The 26,351-nt window shown below is 65.7% G+C and carries 32 protein-coding genes and 1 riboswitch; of the genes, 15 read left to right on the top strand and 17 right to left on the bottom strand.

Features of this window, described 5'->3' with window-relative positions; genetic code table 11:
• Positions 1 to 7: 7 nt before the first annotated feature.
• The 4 genes from C4K39_RS13260 to C4K39_RS13250 all read right to left on the bottom strand — a co-directional run bounded on the left by C4K39_RS13260 (position 8) and on the right by C4K39_RS13250 (position 2,983).
• On the bottom strand, positions 8 to 1,186 hold the full coding sequence (locus tag C4K39_RS13260; protein ID WP_124346630.1) for a PrpF domain-containing protein: 1,179 nt from the start codon (positions 1,184 to 1,186) through the stop codon (positions 8 to 10).
• Positions 1,187 to 1,318: 132 nt separating this feature from the next.
• Positions 1,319 to 1,705, bottom strand: a complete 387-nt coding sequence (locus tag C4K39_RS31710) for a DUF4180 domain-containing protein (protein WP_068583860.1) — start codon at positions 1,703 to 1,705, stop codon at positions 1,319 to 1,321.
• The gene (locus C4K39_RS13255) at positions 1,692 to 2,567 is read right to left on the bottom strand and encodes an alpha/beta fold hydrolase (RefSeq protein ID WP_217884177.1); all 876 of its coding nucleotides are present in this window, start codon (positions 2,565 to 2,567) and stop codon (positions 1,692 to 1,694) included. Before C4K39_RS13255 ends, C4K39_RS31710 begins: the two co-directional genes overlap by 14 nt.
• Entirely contained in the window at positions 2,564 to 2,983 is a 420-nt protein-coding gene (locus tag C4K39_RS13250) for a helix-turn-helix domain-containing protein (protein ID WP_124346629.1), read from the bottom strand. Before C4K39_RS13250 ends, C4K39_RS13255 begins: the two co-directional genes overlap by 4 nt.
• Before the next feature lie 270 nt (positions 2,984 to 3,253).
• On the opposite strand from C4K39_RS13250, the gene C4K39_RS13245 reads away from it, so the two are divergent.
• Positions 3,254 to 3,865 (top strand): AidA/PixA family protein, encoded by a 612-nt coding sequence (locus tag C4K39_RS13245; RefSeq protein WP_068583852.1) that lies wholly within the window; start codon positions 3,254 to 3,256, stop codon positions 3,863 to 3,865.
• A 69-nt stretch (positions 3,866 to 3,934) separates the two neighbouring features.
• Here the strand turns inward: C4K39_RS13245 and C4K39_RS13240 are convergent, their stop codons facing one another.
• The 5 genes from C4K39_RS13240 to C4K39_RS13220 all read right to left on the bottom strand — a co-directional run bounded on the left by C4K39_RS13240 (position 3,935) and on the right by C4K39_RS13220 (position 6,847).
• Positions 3,935 to 4,342, bottom strand: coding sequence for an ATP-binding protein (locus C4K39_RS13240; protein WP_367613713.1), 408 nt, complete (start codon positions 4,340 to 4,342; stop codon positions 3,935 to 3,937).
• The gene (locus C4K39_RS13235) at positions 4,285 to 4,905 is read right to left on the bottom strand and encodes a LysE family translocator (protein WP_124346628.1); all 621 of its coding nucleotides are present in this window, start codon (positions 4,903 to 4,905) and stop codon (positions 4,285 to 4,287) included. The genes C4K39_RS13240 and C4K39_RS13235 overlap by 58 nt, the downstream gene beginning before the upstream one ends.
• Before the next feature lie 83 nt (positions 4,906 to 4,988).
• Positions 4,989 to 5,891, bottom strand: coding sequence for an alpha/beta fold hydrolase (locus C4K39_RS13230; protein ID WP_124346627.1), 903 nt, complete (start codon positions 5,889 to 5,891; stop codon positions 4,989 to 4,991).
• A complete protein-coding gene (locus tag C4K39_RS13225; RefSeq protein ID WP_124346626.1) occupies positions 5,888 to 6,532 on the bottom strand; it encodes a DUF2239 family protein in 645 nt (214 codons plus the stop codon). The genes C4K39_RS13230 and C4K39_RS13225 overlap by 4 nt, the downstream gene beginning before the upstream one ends.
• 96 nt (positions 6,533 to 6,628) lie before the next feature.
• Positions 6,629 to 6,847 carry a DUF3079 domain-containing protein gene (locus C4K39_RS13220; RefSeq protein ID WP_068583831.1) on the bottom strand — a complete coding sequence of 73 codons (219 nt, stop codon included), beginning with the start codon at positions 6,845 to 6,847 and terminating at the stop codon, positions 6,629 to 6,631.
• Positions 6,848 to 7,178: 331 nt separating this feature from the next.
• On the opposite strand from C4K39_RS13220, the gene C4K39_RS13215 reads away from it, so the two are divergent.
• Entirely contained in the window at positions 7,179 to 7,580 is a 402-nt protein-coding gene (locus C4K39_RS13215; RefSeq protein ID WP_068583830.1) for a hypothetical protein, read from the top strand.
• A 71-nt stretch (positions 7,581 to 7,651) separates the two neighbouring features.
• Positions 7,652 to 8,206 carry a UPF0149 family protein gene (locus C4K39_RS13210; protein WP_068583826.1) on the top strand — a complete coding sequence of 185 codons (555 nt, stop codon included), beginning with the start codon at positions 7,652 to 7,654 and terminating at the stop codon, positions 8,204 to 8,206.
• A 45-nt stretch (positions 8,207 to 8,251) separates the two neighbouring features.
• Here C4K39_RS13210 and C4K39_RS13205 read toward each other — a convergent pair whose 3' ends face one another.
• From C4K39_RS13205 to C4K39_RS13180, 6 genes are all read right to left on the bottom strand, one after another.
• Positions 8,252 to 8,596 carry a hypothetical protein gene (locus C4K39_RS13205; protein WP_124346625.1) on the bottom strand — a complete coding sequence of 115 codons (345 nt, stop codon included), beginning with the start codon at positions 8,594 to 8,596 and terminating at the stop codon, positions 8,252 to 8,254.
• A 36-nt stretch (positions 8,597 to 8,632) separates the two neighbouring features.
• Positions 8,633 to 8,941, bottom strand: a complete 309-nt coding sequence (locus C4K39_RS13200; RefSeq protein WP_225926575.1) for a hypothetical protein — start codon at positions 8,939 to 8,941, stop codon at positions 8,633 to 8,635.
• Between the two features lie 10 nt (positions 8,942 to 8,951).
• Complete coding sequence (locus tag C4K39_RS13195) at positions 8,952 to 9,431, bottom strand: surface-adhesin E family protein (RefSeq protein WP_124346624.1); 480 nt, start codon at positions 9,429 to 9,431, stop codon at positions 8,952 to 8,954.
• The gene (locus C4K39_RS13190; RefSeq protein WP_068583819.1) at positions 9,428 to 10,072 is read right to left on the bottom strand and encodes a hypothetical protein; all 645 of its coding nucleotides are present in this window, start codon (positions 10,070 to 10,072) and stop codon (positions 9,428 to 9,430) included. The genes C4K39_RS13195 and C4K39_RS13190 overlap by 4 nt, the downstream gene beginning before the upstream one ends.
• Positions 10,073 to 10,170: 98 nt before the next feature.
• The gene (locus C4K39_RS13185; protein WP_124348342.1) at positions 10,171 to 10,956 is read right to left on the bottom strand and encodes a PhzF family phenazine biosynthesis protein; all 786 of its coding nucleotides are present in this window, start codon (positions 10,954 to 10,956) and stop codon (positions 10,171 to 10,173) included.
• 5 nt (positions 10,957 to 10,961) lie between these two features.
• Positions 10,962 to 11,657: a helix-turn-helix transcriptional regulator gene (locus C4K39_RS13180; protein WP_124346623.1), complete on the bottom strand. Its 696-nt coding sequence runs from the start codon at positions 11,655 to 11,657 to the stop codon at positions 10,962 to 10,964.
• A gap of 194 nt (positions 11,658 to 11,851) precedes the next feature.
• On the opposite strand from C4K39_RS13180, the gene C4K39_RS13175 reads away from it, so the two are divergent.
• From C4K39_RS13175 to C4K39_RS13125, 11 genes are all read left to right on the top strand, one after another.
• Complete coding sequence (locus tag C4K39_RS13175; protein ID WP_124346622.1) at positions 11,852 to 12,544, top strand: response regulator transcription factor; 693 nt, start codon at positions 11,852 to 11,854, stop codon at positions 12,542 to 12,544.
• The gene (locus C4K39_RS13170) at positions 12,544 to 13,881 is read left to right on the top strand and encodes a HAMP domain-containing sensor histidine kinase (RefSeq protein WP_124346621.1); all 1,338 of its coding nucleotides are present in this window, start codon (positions 12,544 to 12,546) and stop codon (positions 13,879 to 13,881) included. Before C4K39_RS13175 ends, C4K39_RS13170 begins: the two co-directional genes overlap by 1 nt.
• A 139-nt stretch (positions 13,882 to 14,020) precedes the next feature.
• Positions 14,021 to 16,258 (top strand): TonB-dependent siderophore receptor, encoded by a 2,238-nt coding sequence (locus tag C4K39_RS13165; protein ID WP_437179384.1) that lies wholly within the window; start codon positions 14,021 to 14,023, stop codon positions 16,256 to 16,258.
• Positions 16,259 to 16,278: 20 nt separating this feature from the next.
• Positions 16,279 to 17,196 carry an alpha/beta hydrolase gene (locus tag C4K39_RS13160; RefSeq protein WP_124346619.1) on the top strand — a complete coding sequence of 306 codons (918 nt, stop codon included), beginning with the start codon at positions 16,279 to 16,281 and terminating at the stop codon, positions 17,194 to 17,196.
• An 89-nt stretch (positions 17,197 to 17,285) separates the two neighbouring features.
• Positions 17,286 to 17,903: a DNA-3-methyladenine glycosylase family protein gene (locus tag C4K39_RS13155; RefSeq protein ID WP_068584004.1), complete on the top strand. Its 618-nt coding sequence runs from the start codon at positions 17,286 to 17,288 to the stop codon at positions 17,901 to 17,903.
• Positions 17,900 to 18,175 carry an Ada metal-binding domain-containing protein gene (locus C4K39_RS13150; RefSeq protein WP_068584000.1) on the top strand — a complete coding sequence of 92 codons (276 nt, stop codon included), beginning with the start codon at positions 17,900 to 17,902 and terminating at the stop codon, positions 18,173 to 18,175. Before C4K39_RS13155 ends, C4K39_RS13150 begins: the two co-directional genes overlap by 4 nt.
• A gap of 142 nt (positions 18,176 to 18,317) precedes the next feature.
• Positions 18,318 to 19,349, top strand: a complete 1,032-nt coding sequence (locus C4K39_RS13145; protein WP_068583997.1) for an AraC family transcriptional regulator — start codon at positions 18,318 to 18,320, stop codon at positions 19,347 to 19,349.
• Positions 19,350 to 19,454: 105 nt separating this feature from the next.
• Positions 19,455 to 20,561: a polyamine ABC transporter substrate-binding protein gene (locus tag C4K39_RS13140; protein ID WP_124346618.1), complete on the top strand. Its 1,107-nt coding sequence runs from the start codon at positions 19,455 to 19,457 to the stop codon at positions 20,559 to 20,561.
• A gap of 103 nt (positions 20,562 to 20,664) precedes the next feature.
• A complete protein-coding gene (locus tag C4K39_RS13135; protein WP_124346617.1) occupies positions 20,665 to 22,128 on the top strand; it encodes an amidase in 1,464 nt (487 codons plus the stop codon).
• A 53-nt stretch (positions 22,129 to 22,181) separates the two neighbouring features.
• The gene (locus tag C4K39_RS13130) at positions 22,182 to 22,511 is read left to right on the top strand and encodes a hypothetical protein (protein ID WP_068583988.1); all 330 of its coding nucleotides are present in this window, start codon (positions 22,182 to 22,184) and stop codon (positions 22,509 to 22,511) included.
• A 191-nt stretch (positions 22,512 to 22,702) separates the two neighbouring features.
• Positions 22,703 to 23,269 carry a GNAT family N-acetyltransferase gene (locus C4K39_RS13125; RefSeq protein WP_068583985.1) on the top strand — a complete coding sequence of 189 codons (567 nt, stop codon included), beginning with the start codon at positions 22,703 to 22,705 and terminating at the stop codon, positions 23,267 to 23,269.
• Between the two features lie 15 nt (positions 23,270 to 23,284).
• On the opposite strand, the gene C4K39_RS31970 is transcribed toward C4K39_RS13125, so the two are convergent.
• The gene (locus tag C4K39_RS31970; RefSeq protein WP_225926585.1) at positions 23,285 to 23,518 is read right to left on the bottom strand and encodes a double zinc ribbon domain-containing protein; all 234 of its coding nucleotides are present in this window, start codon (positions 23,516 to 23,518) and stop codon (positions 23,285 to 23,287) included.
• Positions 23,519 to 23,598: 80 nt separating this feature from the next.
• Entirely contained in the window at positions 23,599 to 24,171 is a 573-nt protein-coding gene (locus C4K39_RS13115) for a manganese efflux pump MntP (RefSeq protein ID WP_068583983.1), read from the bottom strand.
• A gap of 10 nt (positions 24,172 to 24,181) precedes the next feature.
• Positions 24,182 to 24,347, bottom strand: a riboswitch (yybP-ykoY riboswitch).
• Between the two features lie 178 nt (positions 24,348 to 24,525).
• On the opposite strand from C4K39_RS13115, the gene C4K39_RS13110 reads away from it, so the two are divergent.
• Positions 24,526 to 26,349 carry a serine hydrolase domain-containing protein gene (locus tag C4K39_RS13110; RefSeq protein WP_124346616.1) on the top strand — a complete coding sequence of 608 codons (1,824 nt, stop codon included), beginning with the start codon at positions 24,526 to 24,528 and terminating at the stop codon, positions 26,347 to 26,349.
• The last annotated feature ends 2 nt before the right edge of the window (positions 26,350 to 26,351 follow it).

Here is a 26,351-nt window from a genome sequence, read left to right as displayed (position 1 = left end):
TAACCCACTACTGAAGCGCCTGGAGCAGTTCCGGGGAGGCGTTGTACAGCGGGGTATGGCCTTGCAGCAGGATCTGCGCGCTGCGCCGGTAGGCAGCGCCATCGATCGACAGCTCGCCGCCATGCACGCGGGCGCTGATCAGGGTCTCGAGGATGCCGGCAGGGTTTTCGATGGCCAGCGGATACTCGCTTCGGGTCGCGCTCAATTGCCGGGGCTGGGCCAGCAGTTGCTGGGCCACGGTGCCCTCGGCCAGGCAGGCCGCCGCCAGGCAACAGCCGCCGGATACCGCCAGGGACGGATGGGCGTTCTGCGGGGTGAAGTAGCGGGTGGCGATATCACCGCCTTCGCGGGCCGGGCTGACGATGCAGATCTTGGGAATGGTTTCGCTGCGCCGCAGTTCCTCGGCCGTCAGCAAGCCACCGTCGCGCCGGCGCAAGCCCATGCGCAGGCCGCCCTCGACCATCAGCCCCAACAGGCGCTCCTTGAACAGCGGGTCGGCGTCCAGCTGTGCCGGGGTTTCCTGGCCGGTCTTGCCCAGGTCCGCAGCCCGCACAATGACCATGGGCACCGCCACATCGATGCAGGTGGCCGGGATACCGTGGAGCAGGTCGATCCGCTGCCCGGTGGGAAACAGCGCCCCGGTCTTGGCGCCTACCGGGTCATCGAGGAACAGGTCGACCCCGGGGAACTGGCCATTGACCCCGGGGATCCGCGTGTCGCTGAGCAAGCGGCCGGCGTGGAAGCCCAAGCGCGCGCGCAGGGTGGTCTGGGTGTTGCTGTTGTAGATCTCGATCTGCCCGTCATCGACTTCCGGCGACAGCCAGCCCCGCTGCCAGGCGTACAACGGCAGGGCCGCCGACATGTTGCCGCAGTTGACGCTCCAGTCGATGGCGCTCTTGCCCGCCGCCAACTGCGCCAGGGTGCTGATCATCCGCGTCTGGCCGGGGCGACGCTCGACGATGAACACCTTGTTGCTGGTGGGGCCACCCCGGCCCAGGCCGGTGATCTGGTTATTGCCCGGCCACTCGCCAGCCAGGGGTACGCCCATCAGGTGGCGCAGCAGCTCCTCCACCAGGGCCTCGTCCTCGGGCAAGTCTTCCCGGGCCAGGATCAGCCCGGTGGAGGTGCCGCCACGGGCGTGGCACACGGGAAATTCGGGGATGGGCATGACAGAGGAATCGGGCATGGCGGGCGCCTCCGGGCTGGGCGAGAGGGAAAGGCCGCCGACCCGGGCTCGGGGTCGACGACAGCCCATGATAAACCGCCGACCCGGCGCGATGTTGGTTGGCAGCGTCGTACTGGCCAACGATGCCAATGGCTAGTGGCGCTGGACCGGCTCGCCCCGCAAACGCCGTTCCAGGGCCGCCAGATCGTGGACGAAGCACCAATCGCCACCACGATCGGTCTCATACACCAGGTCGCGCAGCGCCCGACTACGCGCCAGCCAGGGTTGGATATCGCCCAGCACGGCGAACCTCAGGCCGTAGTTCAACAGCTTCTGCACCAGACTGCCGGCCAGTCGGCTTTGCAGATCGAAGAAGGCCTGGGGCAAGCGCTCGACGGGCCAGACGATCCAGCGCCCGCCCAGCTCCCAGGCCGCACCGATCAGTTGCAGCGCCGCGGCTTCGCTATCCAGCAACGGCCCTGCCTCGGCTGCCAGCAACACCTCTTGCCCGGCCAGTGTCCGCCGCTCAAAGCGCTCCATTGGAGTCCTCCAGGGCGGCGTTTAGAAAGGCCAGCACTGGCAGGCTCTGGTCGCCCACATAGTGCGGCTTGTCGACCAGCAAGCGGACCTGCGCCCGTGGCACGCAACGTTGCAGGCGGCGCTGGCTGTCGAGGCTATCCAGCAACACATCGCGCCCGCCGAGTATCACCAGCAACGGTATCGCCAGGCCTTGCAACTGGGCATCGCTGAAACGTGGAATGCGCGCCAGGCGCGGCAGAAAATGCCGGTCGATCACCTCGATCAGCCGCACCAGGGCCTGCTCCGCCGGCGGCAACTGGCGGGGCAACGGGCCCAACACCATATCCCGCACCCGACGCCGGCCCCAGCGTCCCAGCAACAGCCAGGGCGCGGCCCGCAACAAAAAGGCTTTCTGCCGGCCGATTCCGGAAGGCCCGAGCAAAGCCAGGGCCGCGACCCGCCTGGGTCGGCGCAGGGCAAAATCCAGGGCCGCCCAGCCCCCCAGGGACACACCGACCAGGCTTGCCCGCGCCAGCCCCAATCCATCCAGCACCTGTTCCAGCCAACGGGCGTGGGCGTCGCCGTCCAAGGCTGGGCGAACGGCAGCGCTCAAGCCGGCTTCCCCCGGCAGGTCCACGGCGTAGAGGCGAAAAGCCCGCGCCCAACACTCGACCTGGCGCATCCAACTGGCGCTGTTGCTCTGCGAACCGTGCAACAGCAGCACGGGCGGCGCGTCTTCGGGACCAGAGCGGATGACGAAGGTGTCGCCCAGGTCAGTGTCGATCCAACCCTGGGAATGAGCCACCGGCCACAGCCCAAGGGTCTCTCTGTACTGCGCCAGGATCGCGGCGGCGCCTGCTGGCGACTTGTACACCCCGCTCACGGCGCGAAGTTCTGCAGTAGTCGGTCCAGTAGGCCAAGCAGCGCGGCGGCGGTGCCCGGGGGAGCCACCAGCACCACCTTGAGCTGGTCCTGAGTGGGATCGAGCAGGGTCTGCAGGTGCACCACATCCTGCCCCGGGGCCGCCAGGGCTGCCTGCAGGCCACGCGCCAGGTACTGCTGCAACTCGATGCTGGCACCGGGAATGTCCACCACGCTGGTGACCTTGGCCTGCCCGGCCCGAGCCGGTGCCTGCTCCGGTTCGCCGGCCAGGACCTGCAGGCGCGCATGGGCGATACGGTAGGCGCGCCCGACCCGGGTCGCCGGCAGGCGCCCTTCGCGGATGAAACGCAACACGGTCTTGGGGTGCAGTTGCAGGCGCGCGGCGGCTTCATCGACCGAATAGAAGGCTTTGAACATGGTTCCTGACTCCGGAGAAGGACACCAAATATTACCTATCAATCCTATTAATAGGAACATTAAGGATTCTCCTGAGAGCAACCACTCGTCCAGCGCCGCCGTTTTTCTAGCCGGCCGATTTGACTCTGGAGGCCGGCGATCTAGATTCCACTCGCGACGTCATGGAAGTGCATCCAGCCCACCCTCCGAATCCTCGGCACTGGCTCGCGATGCTCAGTGGTCGCGCGATGAACATTGATTAGCCATGCCTGACAGCAGGGAGCTGGAAAAATGAGCGGAAACGAAAATACCATCGACATCATGATCCTCATCGATGTCGCCACCATCCTCGACTACAGCAAACAGGGCATTCTTCCGACACAACTGAGCATGGACCCCAGTAAGCCGACCCCGCTGTACAACTATTTATTGCCAGGTACGCAGACCAACGTCTCCAGCCAAGTGATCTGCATGTACACCGCCCGCAGCAACGTCAGCCCCGGCAGCAACAGCGAAGGCAGCGACGAACTCTCGGTGACGATGAAACAGGGCGACAATGTGTACTGGCGCACCACGACCCTGAGCAAGGACATGATTTACGCAGCAGTCCTGTACGACTACGAACAGACGGCCCCCAATCCCAAAGTAGATACAACGGTCTACCTCAAAAACATCGATGCCAGCGTCTTGTCAGATACCCCAATGCCGGTCATCAACAACCACAATCCACCAGCCAGCTACCACGATCAGCCAATCCCACAAAAGGTCACGACCTACTACTGGAGCGCGCAAGCCGTCAACAAATGCAACAACCTCAGGTACAACTGGTCGTTCATGCTCGTTGGTCCGGACAACGGTACCCTCGGCTATTGCTCCTGGGACCCCTACTTCATCATTACTTGAAGCCCTCGCCCCTCTTCCTCGCCAGGAAGGGGGGCCGCTCGCCCGATGCGGGCAGCCCGGCCCGTTGAGTCAAGGCGATGGCGCCGCTGGCTTCAAGCGCACCGCCACGCGCAGCCCGCGGCGCGTGGCTTCATCCGCAAAACCCAACTCGACAGTGGCGCCAGAGCGCTCGGCGATTGCACTGACAATCGACAATCCCAGCCCGGAGCCCACCTCCCCCATACCCAGGCTGCGGTAGAACGGTTCGAATACCAATGCTTGCTCCTCGACGCTGATGCCAGGGCCGGAGTCCTTGATCTGGAGGGTCACGCCCTCCAGCCCTGCTTGCACCGCCAAGTCGATGCGCCCGCCTGGGGGAGTAAAGCGAATGGCGTTGTCCAGCAGATTCCTGACGAGGATGAATAGGTCAATGTCGTCGATCAGGCCCGCCGTGCCAGTAGCAGGAGCGAGGCCGCGCCCGACAGCAAGAGCGCGCAACCACGGTTGAACACGCGGCGTCCGGCGGGTTGGCCGAACCAGCGGCGCATGTGCAGGCCCATGCCGGCATAGGCCATGATCGCCACGCACTCCAGTGCCAGGAACAAGCCTCCCAGCATCAGGAACTGCCCCGTTACCGGCGCGGCGGGATCGACGAACTGCGGCAGGAATGCGGTGAAGATCAGGATGGCCTTGGGATTGCCGATAGCGATCAAAAACTCCTGCCGGGCCAGGCCCTGGAGCCCGGCTGCGGCTCGCTCCCCATCGACCACGGTGCGGGTATCGGCCGTCCATAGCTGATACGCCAGGTACAGCAGGTAGCCCGCGCCAAGAATCTTGATCCCGTGAAACAGCAGCTCCGAGGCCTGCAGCACCGCCGCCAGCCCCACCGAGGCCAGGCCGATCATCAGCATGAAGGCCAGCAAGCGCCCTACCCCGGCCAGGCACGAAACCCGAAAGCCATAGGTGGTGGCGTTCTTCACCGACAGCAGGTTGTTGGGGCCAGGCGCCATGTTCAGGGCGAAACAGGCAGGCAGGAATAAAACCAGGGTCGCGAGGTTCATCGGCGGTGCACCTTGGGCTGGGCTTGGTGACGGAGCAACGGGCAATATAAAAGAGCGCCAGGGCACCACACAACCGGTCGCCCCTAGCACCGCCGCGCCGTGCGCTCGATGGCGGCCAGCACCGATGGCTGGCAGGCCGGTGGCAGGTCATGGCCCATGCCCGGGATCAGCAACCACTCGGCACCGGGGATCGAACGTGCGGTGTCCTCGCCACAGGCCGCGGGTATCAGCGGGTCTTCACTGCCATGCACCACCAGGGTCGGCGCCTGGATGCTGGCCAGCCGAGCCCGGCGATCGCCGGCACAGGCCAAGGCCGCCAACTGGCGCATGAAGCCTGCGGGATTCCAGCCCCGGCGCAACTCCTCCAGCACCAACGCGCGCTGGGCCTGGGCGTCGAACGCCTGGACGGTGCCGGCGATACGCCGGGCCAGGGCCAGGCGCTGGGTGACATGGCCCTCCAGGTCGGTCGCCGGGTCGGCCGCCGGAGCGGTCAGCAAGGCCATGACCTGCGGCGCGGGGGGCGGCAAGGCCGGGTTGCCGCTGCTGGCCATGATCGAGGTCAGCGAGCGCACCCGTCGCGGGTGTTCGCTGGCCAGCACCTGGGCGATCACCCCGCCCATGGAGCGCCCCACCAGGTGGGCCTGCTGGATGCCCAGGGAGTCCAGCAGGCCCAGGGCATCGGTGGCCATGTCGTGCAGGCTGTAGGGCAAGACCAACGGGTGGCCGGCCATCAGGGCCGCGAGGTCCGGAACACCGGCCTCGACCAGGTGCGTCGAAGCGCCGACGTCGCGGTTGTCGAAGCGAATCACCCGGAACCCTCGGGCCGCCAGGTCCTGGCAGAACGCCAACGGCCAACGGACCATCTGGGTGCCGAGGCCAGCGATCAGCAGGATCGTTTCGTCCGCCTCGTCGCCATGGCTGTCCCAGGCCAGCTCGATGCCATTGACCGGGGTACGTTGCAGTGCCGGGCAGCTCGGCGAAATCATTGCCCGGCTCCTTGGTCCACCTCTGCGCCTGCCAGGCGCAGGGCGTAGGCACGGATCGCCTCGGGCCAAGGCTGGAGCTGCTGGCGCAAACGCTCCAGGTCATCGGCGAACAGGGCCCGTGTCGCTTCCTCGTAGCCCGGAAGGTCCCCGCCCAGTGCCAGCATGAATTGATAGGCCGCTTCCTGGGCCTGACGCCGTTGTTGCCGAGGGTCGGGATGGCGCTGGGCATCTTCCACCAGCCGCCGCAACACCGCCGAGGCGCCGCCGGGCTGGCTGGCCAGCCAGTCCCACTGGCGCGGGAGCAGAGTCACCTCGCGCGCGATGACCCCCAACTTGGGCCGGCCGCGGCCGCGAACGGTTTCCGCTTCTGGCACGGCTGGCGCGTCGGGGTTGGCGGCCGGGCGATACCGGCCCCGGCCGGGTGGCGGGGTGGCTGCCAGGCGTTGCAACAGATCGTCCGCACTGCCACGCAGATCCAGGTCGATCAGCCGACCCGAGGCGTCATCGAACACCAGCAGCCCATGGGCTACACCCTCCCGGCTGGCTTGCTGGACGGCCCGGGCGACCTCGACCAATGGGCCGTGGGCCAGCAAGCGCTGGTCCTGGAACGCGGTGACGGGTTTGTGCAATGGATCGGACATGGTGACGGCCTCATGAAAGGAGGCCAAATAATACCCGGGTAATAAAAAATAAAACAATATACCCGGGTAAAATAAATCAGACGTCAGCCTAGCAGCTCACTGCGGGTCTTTCCCGGGACTTGCCGGCTCACTGTCGGTGGGAGGCGCAAAGCCCCAGTCGCCATGCAGGTACCAATCCTCGCCAAGCATCTCGGCCGGGTGCATGGTGCGATCGGAACCATTGCCGCAGGCCAGGGCATTGGCGGCGCAATAACGGTCACACCCCCAGCAGATGCGCTCGGGGTGCTTGGGGGAAAGAGGAAAAGGCTTGGCCATGACAGCTCCCGATATCAGGGAAGAGACCTGCAAGATAAAACCTCGTACCAGCTGCAACCTTGATCCGCATCAAGCCAGCCATGCCTTGTTTCCAAGCGGCCACAGGGGTCGATGGCAGTGGCCACTAGCCCATTTGTGCTAATCGACTGGCCACAGGAGCCAGGGCTATAGTCCTTCGCGCACGTTCCTTGTGTTCCCCCCTCTGCACCGCAGCCTTGCGGTGCGAGGGTTCCCTCCCCGTCCTGGTTGCCCGGCACATGCCTGCCGAAGGTGGTTGCGGGACGCAGATTTTTCTCTGAAAGCCCTGGCCAGATCGCTATGATGGATCACCATGAATCCCAGCATCGCCATCCGCCAACCTTGTCCGCCTGGCGCTTGTGTCTGCGAGCGCGAGCAGTTGCTGGACACCCCCGGGGCCGACCTGCGCATCCTCAATCTCACGCGCCAGGAAGAAAAACGCCTGGTCGAGCGCCTGGAGAACCTCAAGGACCTGGCCGACCTGGAGCACATGCAACAGCGGATGTACCAGCAACTGGGCATTCGCCTGGAGATCACTCCCAGCGACAATGAAGTGCGCAGCATGCGCGGCATCACCATCGTCCTGGCCGAGCATCCGGGGCTGTGCCGCAAGACCCGCCAGAACATTCCCGCCGCGATTCGCCGAGCCATGGAAGAGCGCCCGGAAATCGCCTATCGCCTGCTCGATTCCCAAGACCTGCTGCGCGGCACTTAAGGTGCCTCGGCGCTTGCAGCCGTGGCGCCAAGGCTTGAAAATCGCCGCTGTTTTTTCCTGGAATGCCCATCATGCAAAACACCCCTCTGAACGCCGCCGACTTCGAGGCGATCGAAGACACCCTGCTCAAGTACGGCGACGACCACTCGGTGCTCAACCCCTGCGAGCTGGACGGCTACTTCACCGCCCTGGTCTCGGGCCCGGCCCAGGTGGATATCGCCGAATGGTTCCCGGCGATCTGGGGCGGCGAGAACCCGGCCTGGGAAACCCCGCAGGAATGCCGGCAATTCATCGACCTGTGCGTGCGCCACATCAACAGCCTGGCTGAGCAACTCGAGACCGAGGCCGGGGGCTTCAAGGCCCGCTTCGAGGAAACCGAGCACCAGGGGCAGAACCTGTTGCTGGCCGAGGAATGGTGCTTCGGCTACCTGCGTGGAGTGGCGGTAGGCAACTGGCCCACCCTGCCGGCGCCACAGATCGCCCTGTTGCAGACCATCATCGACTGCGCCGAACAGGACAACTTCGAACTACCGGCAGACCTGGACATCCCCCGGCACCAGCAGCAGGTGGCGAGCATCGAACCCGCCGCCCGCCAATTGCACCAGTACTGGTCGAGCCAGCGCTAACCAAGCCTCCAGCCCTTGCACTTGCAGGGGCGTGCCTGGGCAGCGTCACTGGAAGCAGCCCTCGCTGGCCTCCAGCAAGTTGAGTAGCAGTTGCTCATCGATCTGCTCGTCGTCCAGGCCAACGGGGCCGGCCTGGTCCGGGTCCGAGATGCACTCCAGCACCCGCAAGGGCAACTGGGCGGCGCCGAAGAACGCCAGGATGTCGCGCACTTCTTGCTCGCGCTGCACATGGTCGTTGTGGAACAGCCAGGCGCTGTAGAACACCCCCTGGGGCCCCTGTCCCAAGTGCTCCCGGGCGATGCGCAACGACATGCCCAGGCGCTGGTGGAGAAATTTCACCAGCGCCAGGTCGGTGCTGGGGGCCATCAAGGCGATACTGATTCTGGACATACTCTGATCCTGCAAAAAAGTCGGTGGGGCTCGACCCTAGTCCGGGCGCCAGGGCTTGACACCTTGCAGATGCCGCTCGATGTCATCCATGTCGTCCTCGCCCAGGGTCAGGTCGAAGGGCTCGGTGAGGATCCTGCGCATCTGCGCCAAACGCCCGGTGACGCGCTCGTTGTCGATGAAGTCGGTGGTTGCGCGCTGGTAGTCCGCCACGGGCTTGTCCACGTAATGGCTGCCCATGCGGTGCAGCGACAGCATGATGAACTCCAGCTGCGCCAGGGCTTGCAAGGCCTGGTCTGCGGTGAGCGTGATCTTGCGGTTGTTCTCGCGTATCGGTCCTGCTGCCATCGCCCTGCCCTCAATCGCCCTGGGGGCCCTTGAACGGCGGCGCGCCCAAGCGTGCCGCATCGATGCCACAGGCCATGTTGCGCAGCTCGCCGATCACCGACTGACGGGGAAACGCCGCCCATTGCGCGTGGGCCTCCTTGCGCATGACTTCCACGCCCTGGGCGAAGGGCTCGGAGAAATACACCCGGCCCAGTTGCGCAGATTCATCGCGCTCGCAGTTGATGATCCGCACCACCCGCGAGCTGTGGATCAGGGGTTTGGAATCGCCCGGGGCGGTGGGCTTGCTGTAGTTGTTGATCAGGTAGAACTGCCGCAGATGCGGGTTGTTCTGGTACAGGGCCAGGGAGTTGGCCGCGAAGTAAGTCGCCGACTCCGGAGTGTCCAGCACTTTGAACATGGCCTCGGGGCGCGCCGCACCAGCATCGAGGGCCTGGTCATGGGCACAGCCCGCCAGCAGGAGCACGCCACCCAGCCACCACAGGCGCTTCATTGGGCTGCTCCCTGGGCCATGTCTGGCCGCTCCTGGCGCAACAACGTGGCATCGACGCTGCCTTGCAACGAGCAGAGCATGCGGGTCTTGCCGCCCTCCACGCTGAGCATGAGGATCTTTTCCGCAGAGCCCGGGGCCGGGGCGATCTCGGAAACCGCCGCCGGGTTGTCCTGCCAGGGCGCCTGGGCGCTGGGCTTGATCTGCGGCCGGGAGATGAAGTACTCGCCCGCCTCCTGCCAGCCGGCCTGGGGCATGGCGGCCATCACCGCTTCCCGGCTGGCATCGATCTCCAGGCCCCAGAAGTAGTAGATGCCCTCGCTGCCCAGGTCGAACACGCTGTCGTAGTAGCCGGTCAGCTTCAGGCCCTTGTCTTGCAGCGGGCGGGAGAAGGTGGCGGTGGAGGTCGCATTGTCATGCCGGTCGGGTACCGGAATCCAGGCGATGCCTTGCTGGTCGTCGTGCTTGAGGGCCACTACCCGGCCGAGCTCGGCGCGCTGCTGGTACAGGTCCTTGAAGAACGCCGGCTGGCATTGCATCAGGCTGTCGCTCAGGCTGGCCGCCAGCGAGCTACCGGCCCACAGGCTCAACACGAGTGCCAGGGGCTTGGGTGAATGGCGGGAGATGGCGCGAATCAAATCCATTGTCAGAAGCTTCCGGGTCAGGCGAAAAAATCGCGACTCTAAACCTCGCCAGCTTCCGACACAAATACTCCCGGGAGCCCAGGTTCCCGGGAACCGCCTCAGAGGAAAATGCTGCCACGCAGGTACAGCGCGCCATGGCCGCTGATGATCACCCGCCCGTTGTCCAGCACCTGGCACTGCAATTGGCCCTTGCGCGCCCCACCCTGCTGCGCCCGCAACTGACTCTTGCCCAGGCGCTCGGCCCAATAGGGGGCCAGCGAGGTGTGGGCGGAACCGGTGACCGGATCTTCATTGACCCCGACGCTGGGACCGAACCAGCGGGAAACGAAATCGAACTCCCGGGACGGCGCGGTCACCGCGATGCCTCGCACGCCGAACTGGGCCAGGGCCACGAAGTCCGGCTTGAGTTCATCCAGCAGGCGCTCGTCGTCCACCACCAGCAGGTAGTCGTCGGTGCGATACAGCGCCTCGGCCCGATTCAAGCCCAGGGCTTGCAACAAGGCCGCGGGGATCTCCACCGCTTCGGGCTGCTTGGCCGGGAAGTCCATGGACAGCAAGCCACCCTCGCGGCTGACGCGCAACTCGCCACTGCGAGTGAAAAAGCGCAGCACATCGCGCTGCTCGCCCAATTGCTCGAACAGCACCCAGGCCGCTGCCAGGGTGGCATGGCCGCACAGGTCGACCTCTACCGTCGGAGTGAACCAGCGCAGCTCGAATCCCTCGTCCTTGGGCACGAAGTAGGCGGTTTCGGACAGGTTGTTCTCCTCGGCGATGCGTTGCAGCACCACGTCCGGCAGCCAGGCCTGCAGCGGGCAGACCGCCGCCGGGTTGCCGCCGAAGACACTGGAGGTAAAGGCATCCACTTGAAAGATATCGATCTGCATCGCGGTCATTCCTCAGCGCCTTGGGCGCGGATCTGGTCCAGGTAGTTGTAGATGGTGTAGCGAGTCACGCCGAGGGCCGCAGCGGCCTTCTCGATCCCGCCCTTGACGATGAACAGGCCGCGCTCCTGCATCTGGCGCACGGCTTCGAGCTTGTGCTGCTTGGTCAACCGCGCCCCGGGCTCCGGACAGGCCGCCTGGATGATCTGGGCCAGCAGTTGCTCCATGTCCTGGGGCTCATCGCCCCGTGGCTCCGGCGCACTGCCCAAGCCCAGCATCTGCCCCAGGCAGGCATGGGCCGCAGCGATCCCACTCAGGTCGCTGTTGCTGCACAGGCTGGCGAACGGTTGCCCGCCGCTGTCGCGAAAGACCACGGTGGAGCTGCGCAGCTCGCGGCCATCGGGCGCCAGGGTCGGGTAGTTCTCCAGCACCAGCGGGGTGCTGCCGGAGCGGTCGTGCAAGGCCCGCAGCACCGCGGCGAAACCCAGGTCCTGGCGCGGTCCGCCCAGCACCGGGCCACCAACCCGGCGCCCGGTGACATGGCCGTTGGCGATAGCGATGATCGAGCGCTCGGGCTGGTCAAGATCGTGCAGGACGATCTCCACATGGGGCCCCACCACACCAGCCAGCATCTGCAAGGTACTGCGCAGCACCTGCAGGACCAGTTGGCGCTCGGCCAGGACGGCGGAAGAAGGCTGGTTCATGGACACTCCGGCAAAAATCTTCGGCGAAAAATATCAACGCAATGTTGAATATTCAACTTTTTGTTTACCCGACCTCGATCAGCCCTGGCCATCATGGCAATTGCATCGCCAGGGGCATTGCTGCAATATTCGCGGATGTTAAACATTCTCATTTAAGCCTTTTCTCCAGCCGCTTGCGCAAAGTACCCCACCCCATGACCCCCAATCTGCTTCTCGTGGAAGACGACGCCCGGCTGCGCCAGGACCTGGACCGGCATTTCCGCCAGCGCGGCTTCGCCGTCAGCGCCTGCATCGATGGCCGCGAAGGACTGGCGACGCTGCGCGCCGGGCACTTCGACCTGGTACTGCTGGACATCATGCTGCCCGGCCTCGATGGCCTGGCCCTGCTCGATACCCTGCGCCACGAACAAGGCATCCCGGTGATGCTGATGTCAGCCCTGGGCGCCGAACAGGACCGCATCACCGGGTTCACCCGGGGCGCCGACGACTACCTGCCCAAGCCCTTCAGCTTGGCCGAGCTGGATGCCCGGGTCGATGCGCTGCTACGGCGCATGGCCCGGGTCCAGCCGCCCCCCAGCCAACGCCAGGACCCTTTGCTCGCCTTCGACGAGCAGGCCCAGGACGTGCTCAGCCAAGGCCGCGCCGCCGGCCTCACCGGCTCCGAATACCGCCTGCTGGTGACCCTGCGCGAGCATCCCGGGCAGACCCTGAGCAAACCCTTCCTCTACCAGCAGGTGCTGCACCGCATCTACACCCGCCTGGATCGCGGCCTGGACGTGCACGTCTGCAACCTGCGGCGCAAGCTGGCCGAAATTGGCGTACAGCACTTGCAGATCCAGGCCGTGCGCGGTGCCGGCTACATCCTGGTACAAGCGGACCGCTGCTGATGCGCCGCCACCCCCTGTTGTGGAAGCTGGCGCTGTTGCAGATCGGCTTCTGCCTGCTGCTGACCTGGATCATCTGGACCTGGGGCCTGTCGGCCGAACGCAGCACTTACTTTCTCGACCCGGCCGACCGCCAGTACCTGGCCAGCTATGCGCAACAGGCCGAAAGCGCCTGGCGCCAGGACGGCGCAGCCGGGGTCGACGCCTTCCAACGCCAACTGGCCGCCCGGGAACACACCTGGGTCGCGGTGATCGGCGAGCGCCTGCAAAGCCTCGGCAGTACGCCCTTGAGCGCCGAGGAAGCCAGCCACCTGACCTTCATGCGCAAGCTGGACTGGCCCATGAGCCGGCGCCTGCAGGACGAGTTGCCCTACGTCAGCATCCAGTTCCCGGAGCATCCCGAACAGGGCCGGCTGGTGCTGCAACTGCCCGAACGCCTGCTGCCCAGCGGCCTCACGCCCTGGACCCATGTGCTCAGCCACGGGGTGGTGCCGACCTTGCTGGCCGCCCTGCTCGGCTTGTTGCTCTACCGTCATCTGGTGCTGCCGTTGAACCGCCTGCGCGACCGCGCCGATGCCCTGCGTGCCGACGACCTGGAGAGCCCGGGCCCGGGTATGCCCCTGGCCCGGCGCAGCGACGAACTCGGCGAACTGGCCCTGGCCTTCGAGCACATGGCCGAGCGCCTGCGCCAGAGCCTGGCCCAGCAACGCCTGCTGCTGCGGACCTTGTCCCATGAGCTGCGCACGCCCCTGGCCCGCCTGCGCATCGCCCATGACAGCCGGCTACCGCCGGAGCAACTGCGCCAACGCCTGGACCGCGAGATCCTCGACATGCAGCGCCTGCTGGAGGACACCCTGGACCTGGCCTGGCTCGACACCGAACGCCCGCAACTGTCCACCGAGCCGGTACAGGTGTTGTCGATCTGGGAGGCCCTGCGCGAAGACGCCTGCTTCGAGAGCGGCTGGAACCTGGAACGCCTGCCCTGCCTGCTGGACGCCGATTGCCGGGTCCAGGTGCACCTGGACAGCATTGCCCAGGCCCTGGAGAACCTGTTGCGCAACGCCATCCGTTACTCCCCCGAGGGCGGCCGGGTCAGCCTGCGCGGCTGGCGCGAGGGCAGCCACTGGCACCTGTGCCTGGAGGATGAGGGCCCGGGGGTCGCCGAACAGGACCTGCAGCGGATCTTCCAGCCCTACCAGCGCCTGGGCTCGGCCCAGGGCGAGGGTTTCGGCCTGGGCCTGGCCATCGCCCAGCGCGCCGTGGAGCTGCACCAGGGACGGATCTGGGCCAGCAACGGCCATCCGGGATTGTGCATGCACCTGCTGTTGCCGGCCGCCTGAAGGCAGGCTGTGCCAGCCCGTAGACCGCCCCGTTACCGCCGAAGTGTTTAGAAAGTTAATGCGCTTTACTCGCAAATAGCAGTCATTATCATTCGTGATCTTCCTGTTCCAGCTTCCGTCCCGGAGATCACCGATGTCCATGCGCTCGATGCGTCCTTTCGCTCCCTTCCTGCTGTCCAGCTGCTGCCTGCTCAGCCATGCCGTCCAGGCGGCCAATGCCGAGGCGCCGCAGCCGGTCCTGGAACTCCAGCCCCAGAGCATCGTCGCCACCGCCAAGGAAGAGACCAAGCAGGCCCCGGGGGTCTCGGTGATCACCGCCGAGGACATCCAGAAGCGCCCGCCGGCCAACGACCTGTCGCAGATCATCCGCACCATGCCCGGGGTCAACCTCACCGGTAACTCCACCAGCGGCCAGCGCGGCAACAACCGGCAGATCGACATCCGTGGCATGGGCCCGGAGAACACCCTGATCCTGGTGGACGGCAAGCCGGTGGGCAGCCGCAACTCGGTGCGCTATGGCTGGCGCGGCGAGCGCGATACCCGGGGCGACACCAACTGGGTGCCGGCCGACCAGGTGGAGCGCATCGAGGTGATCCGTGGCCCGGCCGCCGCCCGCTACGGCAACGGCGCCGCCGGTGGGGTGGTCAACATCATCACCAAGCAGGCCGGCAGCCAGACCCACGGCAATGCCACGCTCTACAGCTCGTTCCCCGCCCACAAGGACGAAGGCGCGACCCAGCGCATGAGCTTCGGCCTCAACGGCCCCCTGACCGACACACTCAGCTACCGGGTCTACGGTAACGTGGCCCGCACCGACTCCGACGACGCCGACATCAACGCCGGCCATGAGTCACTGCGCACCGGCAAGCAGGCCGGCACCCTGCCCGCCGGCCGCGAAGGCGTGCGCAACAAGGACCTCAACGGCCTCTTGAGCTGGCAGCTGACCCCGGACCAGAGCCTGGACTTCGAAGCCGGCTTCAGCCGCCAGGGCAACATCTATACCGGCGACACCCAGAACACCAACAGCAACAAGACCGTGAAAAACCTCCTGGGCCACGAGACCAACCGCACCTACCGCCAGACGTACTCGCTGACCCACCGCGGCGAGTGGGACTTCGGCAGCTCCATGGCCTACCTGCAATACGAGAAGACCCGCAACAGCCGGATCAACGAAGGCCTGGCCGGCGGTACCGAAGGCATCTTCAGCGACGCCAACTTCTACACCTCGGTGCTGCGCGACCTGAGCGCCCATGGCGAACTCAACCTGCCGCTGCACGCAGGCTTCGAGCAGACCCTGACCCTGGGCAGCGAGTGGTCGCAGCAAAAGCTCGACGACCCCAGCTCCAACACCCAGGACACCAAGGAGGCCGGCGCCATTCCCGGCCTGACCTCGAACAACCGCAGCAGCCAGATCAGCGCGCAGATCTTCTCGCTGTTCGCCGAGGACAACATCGAGCTGGCGCCCGGCACCATGCTCACCCCCGGCTTGCGCTTCGATCACCACAGCATCGTCGGCGACAACTGGAGCCCGTCGCTGAACCTGTCCCATGCCCTGAGCGACAGCCTGACCCTCAAGGCCGGTATCGCCCGGGCCTACAAGGCGCCGAACCTGTACCAGCTCAACCCCGACTACCTGCTCTACAGCCGTGGCCAGGGCTGCTACGGCCAGACCACCAGCTGCTACCTGCGGGGCAACGACAAGCTGGGGGCGGAAACCAGCGTCAACAAGGAACTGGGCCTGGAGTACAAGGCCGACGGCTGGGTGGCCGGCCTGACCTACTTCCGCAACGACTACAAGAACAAGGTCGAGTCGGGCCTGGCGCCCACCGGCCGGGCCAGCGGTGGCAGTTCGGCGCTGTACAAGAACGCCGCGGTGTATGAGTGGGAAAACGTGCCCAAGGCCGTGGTCGAAGGCCTGGAAGGCACCCTGACCGTGCCCCTGGCCAGCCAGCTGGCCTGGAACAACAACTTCACCTACATGCTGCAATCGAAGAACAAGGAGACCGGCGACTACCTCTCGGTGACCCCGCGCTTCACCCTCAACTCGATGCTCGATTGGCAAGCCACCCAGGACCTGTCGCTGCAGATGAACGTGGCCTGGTACGGCAAGCAGACGCCGAAGAAATTCGACTACCACGGCGACCGGGTCACCGGCAGCGCCACCCAGCAACTGGCCCCCTACGCCATTGCCGGCATCAGCGGCACCTACGCCCTGACCCGCAACCTGAGCCTGACCGCCGGGGTCGACAACCTGTTCGACAAGCGCCTGTACCGCGAAGGCAATGCCCAGGGCGTGGTGGACATCGCCGGGGCCGGCGCCGCCACCTACAACGAACCGGGCCGCACCCTGTACACCAGCCTGAGCGCGTCGTTCTAAGCCCATAACGAGAAAGCCTGATGAGAACCACGACCTTGCGCCTGGCCCTGGGCTGGGCGCTGGCCGCCGCCAGTGGCCTGGCGACGGCCCAACCGGCTCCCGAGCAGCGGATGGACAGCAGCCTGCTGCAACGCCAGGACCTGCCCTATCGCTTCAGCAGCCTGCAACTGGATTCCGCCGACGGCCAGCGCCACTACCAGCTATGGATCGGCCAACCGCTCAAGGCCGCCCCCGAGCACGGCTACCCGGTGCTGTGGATGCTCGATGGCAACGCCGCCATCGGCGCCCTCGATGCGCAGCAGCTCAAGCAACTGGACCCACCCCCACTGCTGGTGGCAGTGGGTTACCAGACCCCGCTACGCATCGAGCGCACGGCCAGGACCTACGACTACACCCCGTACCAACCCGGCCGCCAGGAGCAGCAGGACCCCTTGACCGGCCAACCCAGCGGTGGCGGCGAAGCGTTCCTGCAACTGTTGCGCGAGCGCCTGCGCCCAGCGGTGGCCGCCCGGGTAGCGATCGACCCTGCGCAGCAGACCTTGTGGGGGCACTCCTATGGCGGCCTGTTGGTGCTGCAGGCATTGTTCCAGCGTCCCGGGGAGTTTCGTCACTACGCCGCCGCCAGCCCCTCATTGTGGTGGGGCGATGGGCTGATCCTCGACCAGGCCCGGGGGCTGGCTGAGCGCATGCAGGGGCATCGGGCACAGCTGCTGCTGATGCGCGGTGATGCCGAGCCGGGGGACCCACGCCAGGCCCCGGTTTCGTACCCAGCCCCGGGGGCCGACCTGCGGGCCCGGCAGTTACGCGAGCAACTGGCGCCGGTTCCCGGCCTGGCCCTGGACTTCCATACCTTCGAGACGCTCGGCCATGGCCAGACCCTGGCCGCGTCCCTGCACTATGTGCTGGAGCGCCTGTACTTGCCCCCGGACCAGCCTTGAGCCACGAATTCCAGCGCAAGGGACCGGGTGCCAGGACCGCCGCCAGCGGCTAACCTGCCAGGCATCCCGACCCTTGCCCCGGATCACCGATGCCCGCCAGCCCCGATTTCGCCAGCACCTTCCTCGCCGCCCTGGATGCCGACTGGGCCCGGCATATCGCCGCCATCGGCCCCTGCCTGCACCAGCCCCGGCCGGAACGCGAGCCCTACCAGGCGCTGGTGCGCGCGGTGGCCTACCAGCAATTGCATGCCAAGGCCGGCGACGCGATCCTCGCCCGGCTGCGGGCGCTGTTTCCCGGCCAGGACTTTCCCAGCCCCAGGCAGCTCTGCGCAAGCAGCACTGAACAGCTGCGTGGCTGCGGTTTTTCCGCGCGCAAGGCGGCCACCCTGCACGGCATCGCCCAGGCCACCCTGGACGGCCTGGTGCCGTCGGCGGACGCCGCACGGGAGCTGGACGACCAACACCTGATCGAACGGCTGACGCAATTGCCCGGGATCGGGCGCTGGACCGTGGAAATGCTGTTGATCTACAGCCTGGAGCGCGCAGATGTGCTGCCGGTGGACGACTTCGGCGTGCGCGAGGGTTACCGGCGCCTCAAGGGCCTGGAACACCAGCCCAGCCCGCGCCAGATGCGTGAACTGGGCCAGGCCTGGAGTCCCTGGCGCACCACCGCCGCCTGGTACCTGTGGCGGGTACCGGTGTCATGAGCGACCCGGCAGTGCGGCACTGGACCCTGCTGGACCGCCACGGCCAGCCCTGGTCCAGCCCCTGCCCCGGGACCCTGGGCGGTCATCGGCGCAGCCGCATCTATGGCCGCCTGGACTGCCCCTGTGCCCTGGCCGCCATCGCCCGTGGCGGCTACGTACGCCACCGGGTGTTCTTCCTCGACGAGGCCACGGCGCTCGCCGCCGGCTACCGGCCTTGCGCCCGCTGCCTGCCCAGGCTCTATAAGGCCTGGCGCCACTCCGTGAATCGCTGAACCGGCAGGCACCTGCCAGGCTCTGGCAGCGATCCGGAGGAGAACTTGCCGGTATCTGTCGTGGAACGTCGCACCGTCGATTGAACCGCCGGCGCGTAACCCCTAAAGTCACGCCTTTCCGATTCCTGCTTCGAGATTGCCGATGGCTGCCCTTCGCCTGACCACCCTGCACACCACCCAAGCAGTACTGGACGCCTTTCGCGACAGCGACGTCCCGACCCAGGTGTTGCTCGAAGGTAGCGGCATCCAGCTGGCGGACCTGGAACTGCCCAACAGCCTGATCAATATCAGCCAGGAAATGCGCGTATTCAGCAATGCCGTGGCCTTTCGCCAGGACCTGGGACTGGTGCTTGGACGCAACCTGCACATCTGCGCCTACGGCATGTTCGGCCTGACCCTGCTGACCAGCGCCACCCTGCGCGAGGGCTGGTCCCTGGCGCTGCGCTACCCGCTGTTGCTGGGCACCTTCTTCCACCTCGACCTGGAACTGCGCGATGGCCTGGCCTGGCTCACCGCCGACCAGTACAGCGAGAGCGAGCTGGAAGTGTTCAACACCGATTTCTGCATGTCGTCCTACCGGGTCACCTGCCAGGACCTGCTGGGCTGTTCGCTGCCACTGCGCGAGGTGCACCTCAAGCACGGGCCGCAGCCCTACCTGGACAGCTACGAGCAAGCCTTCAATTGCCCGGTGCAGTTCAATGCCGGGCGCAACGCCATCGGTTTCGACCCGGAGTGGCTGGACCGGCGCCTGCCCCTGGCGGACCTGGTGACCCAGAACGACATGCTGCAACGCTGCATCCGCCTGAACGAGGAGCTCAGCGCCCGTCCGACCTGGATCGACCAGGTGCGGCGCATCCTCAACGAACAGCTGCACGCCGTGCCGGACTTCGACAGCCTGGCGCGCCAGGTGCACTGCTCCCCCAGCACCCTGCGCCGGCGCCTGCGGGCGCAGGACACCAGCTACCAGCAATTGCTGGACGAGCTGCGCTATACCCGGGCCCGCCAGTTGCTGGAACAGCACAGCCTGCCGGTGTATCGCATCGCCGAAGCCCTGGGGTTCAAGGAGACCGCGAGTTTCCGCCATGCCTTCCAGCGCTGGAGCGGTGTCGCTCCAGGACGGTTCCGGCAACTGGCCGGTCAGCTCGGTCCACTTTCGGACCGTTCGCAAGAATGACGTCAAATATCCCCTATTGACCGTTACCAACATTCTCTGAGCAACGCTTCCGGCGAAAAATGACGTCCGGAACGTTTCGCTTTCTTCAAGACATGGAGTCGTCGCATGAAATCGCTGCATACCGCCCTCACCAGCCTGGCCCTGAGCCTGGCCCTGACCTGCTCTTCCAGCGCGATGGCCGCCCCTGAACGGACGGTGAACATCTTCAACTGGTCGGAATACATCGCCCCCAACACCATCAAGGATTTCCAGGCCAGCAGCGGGATCAAGGTCAAGTACGACATCTTCGAAAGCAATGAAGTGCTGGAAGCCAAGCTGTTCACCGGCAACAGTGGCTACGACGTGGTGGTGCCCTCCAGCGGTTTCGTCAGCAAGCAGATCAACGCCGGTGCCTTCCAGCCCCTGGACCGCAGCCAGCTGCCGAACTGGAAGAACCTCGACCCGACCGTCATGAAGTTGCTGGAGCAGAACGACCCCGGCAACCGCTACGTGATCCCCTACATGTGGGGCACCAACCTGATCGGCTACAACCGCGACAAGGTCCAGGAACTGCTGGGCAGCGACGCGCCGGTCAACAGCTGGGACCTGGTGTTCAAGGAAGAGAACCTGAAGAAGCTCAGCCAATGCGGCGTGACCTTCCTCGACTCGCCCGCCGAGATGCTGCCCCTGGCCCTGCACTACCTGGGCCTGGACTCCAACAGCCAGAACCCCGAGGACTATCGCAAGGCCGAGGCCCTGTTGCTCAAGCTGCGCCCCTATGTGCGCTACTTCCACAGCGCCAAGTGGATGGGTGATATCGCCAACGGCAATATCTGCGTGGCGGTCGGCTACTCCGGCGGTTTCCTGCAGGCGGCCAACCGTGCCAACGAAGCCAAGAACGGCGTGCACATCGAGATGCGCATTCCCAAGGAAGGCACCCTGGCCTGGATCGATACCGTGGCCATCCCTACCGGCGCCAAGCATGTGGACACGGCCCACGCATTTCTCAACTACCTGATGGAACCGCAAGTCATCGCCTCCATCAGCAATTTCGTCGGCTACCCCAACGGCGTCACGGACTCCAAGGCGTTCATCCAGCAATCGCTGCTGGACAACCCTGACCTGTTTCCCAACGCCCAGACCATGACCCGCCTGTTCCCCCTGGCGCCGCTGCCGGCCAAGGCCGAACGCACCCGGACCCGGACCTGGATCAAGGTCACCAGCGGACGCTGAACCCTTTACCCCGAACACCTTGCGCGCTGGTGCACAACCGGCCCGCAAGCTTTCGCCGCCGACGTGCCCAGCGCAGCCGGCGCCCTTGAAAGAAGAGTTGTCCATGTCGTCAGTCACGCCTAGCCACCCGCCCCTGCACCAGCTGTCGATCGAGGCCTTGCTGCACGGTTTCGCCACCTTGCAGTTCACCCCGGTGGACCTGTTGCGCGACCTGCTGGCCCGCATCGAGCAGCATGAGCCACGGCTCAACGCACTGTGCGCGCGCCAGGATGCGGCGGCGTTGCTGGCCGCCCAGGCCAGTGCCGAGCGCTGGGCCGCCGGGCAACCCATGGGCCGCCTGGACGGCATCGCGGTGCTGGTCAAGGACAACCATGACATCCAGGGCTGGCAGACCCGCAACGGTTCCAGGGCCCTGGCCAATCGCCCGCCCCTGGAGCGCGACTGCGCCCTGGTGGCGCGCCTGCGCGAAGCCGGGGCGATCTTCATCGCCAAGACCACCTTGCCGGAACTGGCTTGTACGCCCCTGACCGACAGCCCCCTGACCGGAGTCACCCGCAATCCGTGGAACCTCGCCCTGCATGCCGCGGGCAGCAGCGGTGGCAGTACCGCTGGGGTGGCGGCCGGTTATGCCCCGGCCGCCACGGCCAACGACGCGGCCGGCTCGATCCGCACCCCGGCGAGCTTCTGCGGGGTGATCGGCCTCAAGCCCAGCCACGGCCTGGTTTCGACCAGCCCGGCCATCGATCCAGGTGGCATGTCCGCCGAGGGCCCGATCGCCCGCCATGTGCGCGACATCGCCTTGTTGCTGGAGCACATGAGCGCCTATGAGCCCGGCGAGCCCTTTGCCTGGCCCCATGCCCCCCTGGGCTTCCTGGAACGGATCGAGGATGGCGTCCAGGGTTTGCGCATCGCCTTCAGCACCGACCTGGGTTATGCCGCCTATGTCGACCCGCAGATCGCCGCCGCTTGCCTGGCCGCGGCGCGGTGCCTGGAAGAGGCTGGCGCGACGCTGGTGCTGGCCTCGCCGGACATCGGCAATCCGGCGCCCGGCTTCGTGCGTTCCTGGCCCGTGGAAGCGGCCAGCGCGGTGGACCTGGAGATACCCGGGGAGCAACAGCACCTGATGAGCGACTTTCTCCAGCAGACCCAATTGCGGGCCCGCCAGCTCAATGCCCTGGACTACGCCAATGCCGTGCAGGAACGGCATCAGGTTGCGCAGCAGTTGCATGACTTCCTCTGCGACTACGACCTGCTGCTGACCCCGACCGCGGTGGTCGAGCCATTCGCCGTGGAACTGCAGAGCCCGCCCGACTGGCCGCAGCAAGCCAGCAGCATGTGGCAGCCGACCACGTTCCCATTCAACTACAGCCGCCAGCCGGCGCTGAGCATGCCCTGCGGCCTGAGCGCCGCGGGCCTGCCCATCGGTTTGCAGATCGTCGCCCGCTTCGGCCGCGACGACCTGGTACTACGGGCCGCACGGGCCCTGGAAAAACGCCAGTCCATGGAGCTGTTCGCCCATCCCCCTGGGCTGTTGGACGCCACAGACACCCTCGGCACTGGCCAGTAACCCGTACAGCACAACCCGCCGCCCAACGGCAGCGACGGACAAGGAGGTGGACCATGGATTCTTCTAGCAGTTGGTACCAAGACACCCAATTCGAGCATGACATCTACGTGATGATCATCCGCGAGCCCAGCTCGCCAAGCCTCGACCCGCACCAGTCCGGCGCCAGCTACAGCTATGTCGGGCGCCTCACCGGCCAGGGCCAGCACCCATGCTTTTCCCTGCATTTTGCCTGCCCGCCCTATGGCAACGACTACCTCAGCACCGATGCCGCCCTGCAGGCCGGGATGGCCCACGGCCGGGCGCTGATCGAACACTGGCGCACCCGTGGCCGCAAGCCGCTGGCGCAGAACGCCGAAGTCGCCCTGGCCAGCTACAGCAACTGAGGTCCCGGCCCGGACCTTGGGTACGGGCCCAATGCCTCGGTCCTGGCTGGAACATGACCGGTGATCAGCCGTTGCCATGCACCGTTGCGAATATTGATGCCGGTCAAGCACTCCAATCGCCACACAGGTGAACCTGAGGGCAATCAGGGCTGTGGTTGCAGCCCGTTCCTTGCCTCCCAGGAGACTTGACCATGCCCAGCAGCGCTCTCGATATGCTCCCTCATCCGCCGTTCCCGGCGCAGCAAGGCCAGTACTGGATCGACGCCTTGAGCGACGGCAGCCATGTATTGATTCGCCCGTTGCGGCCCCAGGATCGCCAGCGGGAGAAGGCCTTCATCGAAAACCTCTCCCCCGTCACCCGGCACCAGCGCTTCCTGGGCGAGGTCAAGGAAGTGGGCGACCAATTGCTCGATCAGTTGATGGACGTCGGCACGCCACAGCGGGTGGCCTACGTGGCGCTGGTCCACGACAACGGCGAGTTGCGCGAAGTCGGCATCAGTCGCTATGCCCAGGTGGACGACCAGCCCTGGCGCTGCGAGTTCGCCGTGACCATCGCCGATCAATGGCAGGGCAAGGGCCTGGGTGGCCTGCTGATGCAGCACCTGATCGACGAGGCCCGCCACAATGGCTTCCAGCAGATGTACTCGGTCGATTCGGCCACCAACTATGGCATGCGCCGGCTGGCCAAGCTCCTGGGCATGCGCAGCGCCATCGATCCTGACGACGCTACCCAGGTGATCCACAGCCTGGAGCTGTAGCCTCCGCGCCGCGCCTCAGCCCGAGGCGCGGCCACACTGTCCGCAGAACCGCGCGCCAGCCTGCATCGGCGCACCACATTGCCCACACCCTGCTGCACCCAGCGATGCCGCGCATTGCTGGCAAAAGCGTGCGCCCGGCGCATTCATCGCGCGGCATTGCCCACACGCATTGCCAGCCCCGACCTGGGGCGAACCGGAACCATGATGGCCACTGCGGGAACCGCCATGCCCAGAACCGTGGTGCCCCATCAGCAAACGTTTGAAAAAGCTCATCTCGATCACTCCGTATTGAGGTGATCGCCAGTAAAAACCCTATAGCTACTAAAGGGTCAAGCCATGGCCGACAAGTGCTCATAGAGAATGGCGCAACCGACGATGATCAGTACCAGGCCGCCCAATGCCTCGGCACGCTGCCCCATGACCGTGCCGATGGCGCGGCCGAGCATGACGCCCAGGGTGACCATGGTCATGGTGGCCAGGCCAATGGCGCTGGCGGCGATCCAGATATTGACGTTGACGAAAGCCAGCCCGACGCCCACGGCCAGCGCATCGATGCTGGTGGCGAACCCGGTGACCGCCAACAACCAGAAGCCATGCTCGCGAGGCTTGTCCGGCTCGGCCTCAGCCTCCAGGCGCAGGCCGTTGTAGATCATGTGCAGGCCCAGCAGCACCAGCAGGCCGAAGGCGATCCAGTGGTCCCAGGCGGCAGCCCATTGGGCCGCTGCCTGGCCAATAAACCAGCCCACCACGGGGGTGATGGCCTCGATGACACCGAATATCAGGCCAATGCGCAGGGCTTCGAGCAGGCGGGGCTTGAACATGGCCGAACCTTTGCCGACCGCGGCAGCGAAGGCATCGGTGGACATGGCGAAGGCCAGGAAAATGATCGAGGCAGGATTCATCTTGAGTCTTCCGGTCGGGCTTGAGTCCACGACATGCCCACGCGCCCGACTTCAGCGCAAGCCTGTCGATGGTCTCACCAACCGAAACGGTGCCCGTACCACGGCAGGTTGCCGAGAGTGTTGATACGGGCTCCACCGCGACAAGCGGTGGCAGGTTACTCCCCAAAGAAGGCCGCAGCTTAACTTGGCCCTTGTGAAAATTTCATTGCTGCCCGGACTTCCCAGCGCCAACCACGCTTCGAGTTAAGAAGCGGTTTAACACTCTTTGACAGTTTCCTGACAAAGCTGCCAAAGACTGGCCACCAGCCCTTCCCTAGCATTCACCCATCCAATTTGCGCTCGGGTGCTTGCTACATGTCCCCCAAACTTCTCGGCCTGCCAGTGCTGGGCATTCTGCTGGGTAGCCTGGGTTGCAATGGTCAGCCGCCATCGCCGCCGTCCATTGCACCCGGTGACTACGCCAGCATCATTCGCTATTTGAAACAGCACATTCCACGGGAGATGGCCGAGCATCAGGTCCCCGGGTTCTCCATTGCCCTGGTGGAAGGCCAGGAGCTGATCTGGGCCCGGGGCTTTGGTCTTGCCGACAAGAATCGTGGCCTGCAGGTCACGGAAAACACGGCGTTTCGCGCAGGGGCACTGTCGCAACTGCTGACCGCCACGGCGGTGATGCAACTGGTGGAGCAAGGCCGCCTGCAACTGGACTCGCCCCTGCAGGCCACACTCAAGGAGTTCTACGTTCGCTCACGCTTTCATGACGATCAGAACGCCGCCGACCAGGCAGTGACCCTGCGACGCCTGCTCAGCCACCAGGCCGGGATGCCCGCCGAATACCTGCGGGACCTGCGCACGCCGCATATCCTCGGTGAGTTGCCGCAGAAGGTCAGCGGGGTCTGGCTGAACAACCAGCCCGGAACGCGAACGGCCTACTCCAATCTCGGTTACGCCCTGCTGGGAGCGGCCATCGAACGTAGCAGCGGCGTGGATTTCGAACAGCAGTTGCAGACCAGGCTGCTGCGCCCCCTGGGCATGAGCCAGTCGAGCTTCCTCGGTGACAGTAGCCACCTGCCCTATCGCACCCGGGGCTATGAGGACGGCGCGGTCAGTGTCAATGCGCCAGTGCGCGACGTTCCCGCCGGTGGCTTGTGGACCAGTCCACGGGACCTGAGCCGTTTCGTACGGATGCTTTTCGCCCAGGGTCGATACCAGCATCGCCAGCTGCTGTCGGCGGACTCCGTCAATGAAATGGTGCGGGTACAGAACACCGGCAACGTCATGGATTTCGACTGTCAGGTCGGCTTGGGCTGGTTTCTCTCGCCCTGTGGCGACGAGTGGGTGCGCCCGGGTATCCGTACCTGGCAACACAGCGGCAGCGGCAACAACTTCCATGCCCAGATCAGCGTGCTGCCGGAGCAGCAACTGGCAGTCATCGTCATGAGTAACTCCGGCACCGGCGAAGCCCTGGCCCAACCCTTGGTACCGCAGATCCTGCGGATGCTGTTGCAGGCCCATGGGGAGCCCGGCGAACAAGGTGCACAGGTCAACCAGCCCGCCCGGCAACTGGCGGCGCGGCGCCGGGTACCCGAGGCGGCGGACCGCCAGCAACTGGCCGGGTTCTACGCCACCGCCTACGGCGTGTTGCGCATCAGGGACCAGGGCCAACGCTTGTTCGGCGAGGTGGGCGGCATTCGTTTCGAACTGCTGCGTGATGAACACGGCTGGCTACGGGCACAGAAGAAACTCCTGGGTTTCTGGCTCCAGGACCTGGGCGACCTGGGTCGGGTGCAACTGGATGTCGTCAGCGTCCAGGGACACCGGGTGTTCACCGCCAAGAGCCATGGCCAGTTGCTGGCCGTGGGGGAGCGCATCGACCCGGTGCCCCTGCCCGATAACTGGCTGGCCACGGTCGGCACCTACACAGCGCTCAACGACGACGAGGCAAACACCCCCATGAGCGGCGTCGACATCGCTCTGGAGGACGGTTTCCTGATGATTCGCAGCCTGCAGCAGGGACGCACCCTGACTGACTACATCCTGGCCCCGGTAGACAACGCCCATGCGGTGATTGCCGGCCATGGACCCGGCCTGGGCGACACCGTGCGACGCCAGATCAATGGGGTCAATGTCCTGGGCTACTCGTTCAAACGTACCTATAACTCCAACCACCTGAGGTTCTAAAC

This window comes from Pseudomonas sessilinigenes, assembly GCF_003850565.1.
GTDB classification, from domain to species: domain Bacteria; phylum Pseudomonadota; class Gammaproteobacteria; order Pseudomonadales; family Pseudomonadaceae; genus Aquipseudomonas; species Aquipseudomonas sessilinigenes.
Note: the sequence above shows the minus strand (reverse complement) of the source record. Positions and strands in the feature narration are given on the sequence as shown.